The 4,609-nt window shown below is 36.8% G+C and carries 5 protein-coding genes; 3 read left to right on the forward strand and 2 right to left on the reverse strand.

From position 1 onward, the window contains the following. Nucleotides 1–24: 24 nt before the first annotated feature. The gene (locus tag WYK_RS16950; RefSeq protein WP_235782546.1) at nucleotides 25–399 is read right to left on the reverse strand and encodes a TetR/AcrR family transcriptional regulator; all 375 of its coding nucleotides are present in this window, start codon (nucleotides 397–399) and stop codon (nucleotides 25–27) included. 127 nt (nucleotides 400–526) lie between these two features. On the opposite strand from WYK_RS16950, the gene WYK_RS16955 reads away from it, so the two are divergent. The 3 genes from WYK_RS16955 (at nucleotide 527) to WYK_RS16965 (ending at nucleotide 3,502) form a co-directional block, all read left to right on the forward strand. After that, on the forward strand, nucleotides 527–1,666 hold the full coding sequence (locus tag WYK_RS16955) for a YhgE/Pip domain-containing protein (protein WP_040375660.1): 1,140 nt from the start codon (nucleotides 527–529) through the stop codon (nucleotides 1,664–1,666). Between the two features lie 691 nt (nucleotides 1,667–2,357). Continuing rightward, on the forward strand, nucleotides 2,358–2,756 hold the full coding sequence (locus WYK_RS16960) for a hypothetical protein (protein WP_040375661.1): 399 nt from the start codon (nucleotides 2,358–2,360) through the stop codon (nucleotides 2,754–2,756). A gap of 17 nt (nucleotides 2,757–2,773) precedes the next feature. Further along, nucleotides 2,774–3,502, forward strand: coding sequence for a hypothetical protein (locus WYK_RS16965; RefSeq protein ID WP_040375662.1), 729 nt, complete (start codon nucleotides 2,774–2,776; stop codon nucleotides 3,500–3,502). 390 nt (nucleotides 3,503–3,892) lie between these two features. Here the strand turns inward: WYK_RS16965 and WYK_RS16970 are convergent. Next, nucleotides 3,893–4,609 (reverse strand): NAD(P)/FAD-dependent oxidoreductase (locus WYK_RS16970; RefSeq protein ID WP_040375663.1); only part of this gene is annotated, 717 nt, incomplete at its 5' end.

The raw sequence follows: 4,609 nt of genomic DNA on the forward strand, positions 1-4,609 counted from the left end.
GCACTTTTTCTGAAAAGGCTATCTCTAAATCGAAGGTGAAATCCAGGTCTGTCCATGATTGCTTAAAAAGATCTTGATTATTGGAGAATGCATTTTAATCGAGCTAAATAATGTAGCCGCTAATTGCTCTTGACCTTTTTCAAACGTCTGAGTAGATGAATAGTGAGATTGCAATTCGTCAATATGATTGCCTAAATCCTCAAACAACTGCTGCTCTATTTGATCTAGCAAATCGAACTTATCTGTGTAGTGTAAATAAAAGGTCCCGCGGTTAATTTGTGCTGTTTTCGTAATGTCGCCAACTGTAATCGAATCAAATGTCTTTTTTTCTAAAATACTCATAAACGATGTTTGAATGAGCTGTTTGGTTTTTCGATTTTTTTCTGCATAAATGCTCAAAAAAATCACCTCCGTTGAAAATTGAACAATCTGTTCACTTTTGTTCATTGCTATTACACTCGTAAAAATTATAAGATAAATGCAGGTTCTAAACAACATGTTGAACATTGAGAGAGGATGAACTGCATTGAGATTATTTAAAGAAAAACTAGCATGGGCTGCTCCACTCGCTGTTATATTAATTATCGCTCTATTCTCGGTAAACCTATTTGCCCAAGGAAACCCGAAAGTAAAAAATTTACCCGTTGCACTGATCGTTAATGATGAAGGCGTACATGTAGACGCTGTCCAATCAGCCGTTAAACAAATGAGTAAAGGCACTGATGGTGAAGAACCTATGTTAGCTTTTACAAATGAAAAAGAAGAAAACATTGAAACTCTATTTGACGATAAAAAGTATTATGCAGCCTTAGTCATTCCTGAGGGCTATAACGATAGTTTACAAAATGGTATGAAGAACAATACGTCCGCAACGTTAAACATTTATATTAACCAAGGATATAACATGACGGGTGCTAACTTTGCGAAAACGGCTTTAAACGGTTTAGTTACGCAATTAAACAATCAATATTCGACGAACTTCATCGCGCAAATGGATGGTCAACAAATTGATGCAGCAAAAGCAGCTGTACTAGTGAACCCCATCGTTTCCGAAGAAAAAGTTTTTAATGAAATTACAGCTTCTACTGCAAACGGCAGTGCTCCAACATTAATGGCCGTACCTGCTTGGGTAGGTGCATTAATCGGTGGTTTCATCCTATTTTTAGTAACATCAAACATCTTTAAGAAAGAAAAGTTAACACGTAAACAAACATTACGCATAATGGGTGGTCAAATCCTATTCGGTGTAATTATCGCCCTATTCTCTGGCTTTACCGTTGCGACATTAGCTTCTATCGCCGGTATTAATATGCCAAGTTACTTGTTAGTTGCCTTCTTCGTATCGTTTGCAGCATTCTGTTTCTTCCTATTAGTATCAGCGATTACAGCATGGATTGGTAAACCAGCCATCACGTTATTCATGGTTGTCATGCTTCTAGGTATGGGTGTACTAATGACTCCACAAGAAATGCTGCCTGGTTTCTTCGTGAACTTCATTCGCCCTTGGGTTCCGATTCGCTTTGCATCTGAAGGGTTACGTGATATTTTCTACTTCGGAAGCGGCTTCTACACTGGAGGATCATTTATCACAATTGCAGGAATTGGTATTGTCGGTTTAGTCATTTACCTGCTGTCAATTTTCAAACCAGAACCTAAAACTAAATAAGACAACACATAAGCATGAAAAGAGCCAACCAGACATGGTTGGCTCAGACTGTAGACAAACTCGGGTGAGAATCGAGTCTTGTCTACAGTTTTCTTTTTTATCTTCTAAAATGGGCTGTTGATTTCCATTCCAGGCGTTTCGCTTTCCGGGGGCAGGCGGTAAGCCTCCTCATCGCTTACGCTCTTGCGGGGTCTCACCTGTCCTGCTATTCCCGCAGGAGTCTTCACGCCTTCCACTGCAATCAACTGTCTTTCTAAATGCAATCTGGAAGTCAAATCCGTTCTATTTTAACATAAGATTTAGATTCATTTTGAGGTGATAAGGATACTTTCGAAAAACCATTTTATTCAACACGATTAGCTTCAAATGGTCGCATTAGACCTGCTAGTTCCAGAGGATTATTTGGTCTGCAAAATAGAAGAAGCCCTGGCTTTTTCTTTCATTTATGATTTGGTCAAAGATATGTATTCGGAAACAGGTCGCCCTAAGGAGAGGCAATGAATAGTCTTTATAACCAAAAAACCTCCATGAAAATTTTCCAAAACTCAAAAGAGTTCCGGAATAAAACATTCCGGAACTCTTTTGTGCTTATATGTGGTTCATTTATTTTAACTAACAAATAATCACCACTTGTTATTTGTAAAATATAGCTAAAATACTCAATTTTTGCCATTCGTATTGGAGGGGTACTATGAAAGTAAAATTTCTTGTGATTCCGACACTCTTGTTGTTATCAGGATGTAGTCAAGATTCTATTAACACATTCGTAGAAGGCAAGGATTGGTCAGTTAACTACACGTTAGTCTCTGTGAACAAAGGTACTGATGAAACCTATGAAATCATTAGAAATGATAAAGATATGAAAGTTAACCAGATACACATTGATATGAACAAAGGTGATCGTACCTTTAACAGTGAAGGCAAACCTTTACAGGTAGAATTAGACGATGATAATACACTTACCTTTCAAGATAAGTGTGGAGACTGTCGTTTTAAAAGTACCCCAAAAGAAGTGACGATCGAATGGGATGGCAATAAGGAAATAATCGAACTACCGAATGGCGAAACGAATACAAGTAGTAATCGATAGGAGTGAGAACAATAGAATTGGAAAAAGAAAATAAAAAGAATTCACAGCAGATTCATGACGAGAAAACTGAACGAAACGGGAAAGAGTCTATCATGGCGTTCAAACGAATGTGGGGTGCCATCGCTGTTATCGCTTTGGGACTCATAAGTATGGTTATGTTCACTTTTGCAGAAGACCCAAATAAGGGTTATAAGCCCCTAAAAGACACCAAAGATGAAAAATCTATCGTAGAAACCGCAAAAGAAAAAGATAAACAACTTACTTCAAAATACATAAATAAAGAACTTGCCTATAAGCAAGCTCTTGACAACAACCTCGACCCTGCTGTATTGGAGCATCATTATAATAATTATTTCAAGGAGTTAAAAATAAACCGTTCTATGGACTTTGGACCCGTAAGGTATGGTTCTGTCAGTATCTCTACGGAACTTAGTGATAATGTCACTATATATGGTTCAATGCAAGACGACACAATGTTGTTTACCATCCTTAATTTAATTGGTTTTGATTTACATACCGATAAAGAAATAAACGATTTTAAGGAAATCACCCTAGCTTTTTTCACATCCATTGCAAACCAAGACATAAAAGACATTCTCTACAAATCAATGAATTTTAACGAAATCATAAAAAATGGCGGCGAAGTTGAATTCATTATTAAAGATATTAAATATAGTTTAACTAAACATAAAGATGAATCCGGTTCGTTCATCACATTTCATGTTTCAACGATTAAAAACCCCTAAAAGAATTTGGTTGGCAAAGTGTGCACAACTTTATCAAAAAGAACGAACTCCCCATCAGGAGTTCGTTCTTTCAGACTGTAGACACACTCGGGTGAGTATTTAAAATCGAGATGTTAATTTTCATTCCAGGCGTTTTGCTTTCCGCGGGCAGGCGGTGAGCCGCATCAATGCTAACGATCTTGCGGGGTCTCACCTGTCCCGTTATTCCCGCAGGAGTCTACACGCCAACTCTCCCATCAATTGACTTTCTAAACTTAAGGCTCTGTTAAAGGTTAATGTTAATATAAAAGAAAAAAACGGAACTTCTATAAAAAGTCGAAGATCCGTTGATTTGATTGTCTTATAGAACTAACGCCCCCGTTAGTTAAAGAAGAGGTCAATATTACGTAATCAAAAACGTTCCATAGTTAGATCAGTATTTACGGAAACTGCAGCTTTATTACCATCGGCAGCAGAAATCATTAACGAGGAGGGGCCGGATTTTTCAGTTTCTCCCGCAATATATATATTTTTTTGTGTTGTTCTACCAACTCCATCTGTTATAACTGTTCCATTTTCTTGAACTTCACACCCAAGCATCTCAGCAAAATCATTTGGACGATAAAAAGATGGAACAACAAACCCACCTGATCTTATAATCGTTTCTCCTGATACAAATTCAATTTGTTGTAGATAACCGTCATTACCTATTAAGTTTTTTATCGGCTCCGATTTTATTTTGATATTGCGTTTTTGTAACTCTGTAACTCCTTCTTTAGATAGTTGAACTCCATTCGTTATGACAACTAAATCCTGCGACCAGTTATAAATTAATTTAGCCATATGCAGTGCATGCTCTTCTTTTTCTGCCATTACAATTAATGGCTTATCTCGTAGCTCCCAGCCATCACAATATGGACAACTAAAAAGGCTTTTCCCATAATAATTTCTTACACTTTGAATAGAAAATACCTCTTGAATACCAGTAGCTAATATAATCTTTTCTGTAACACATTCCTGACCATCCGTTGTTTTAACAATAAATCTTTCATTACCTATATCTTTGATTATTTCAGTAATTGTTGTATTAAAATATGATACGGATGGATAATTCTCCAATTCTTTTAA

This window comes from Peribacillus psychrosaccharolyticus ATCC 23296 (assembly GCF_000305495.1).
In the GTDB taxonomy this organism is placed as follows: domain Bacteria; phylum Bacillota; class Bacilli; order Bacillales; family DSM-1321; genus Peribacillus; species Peribacillus psychrosaccharolyticus.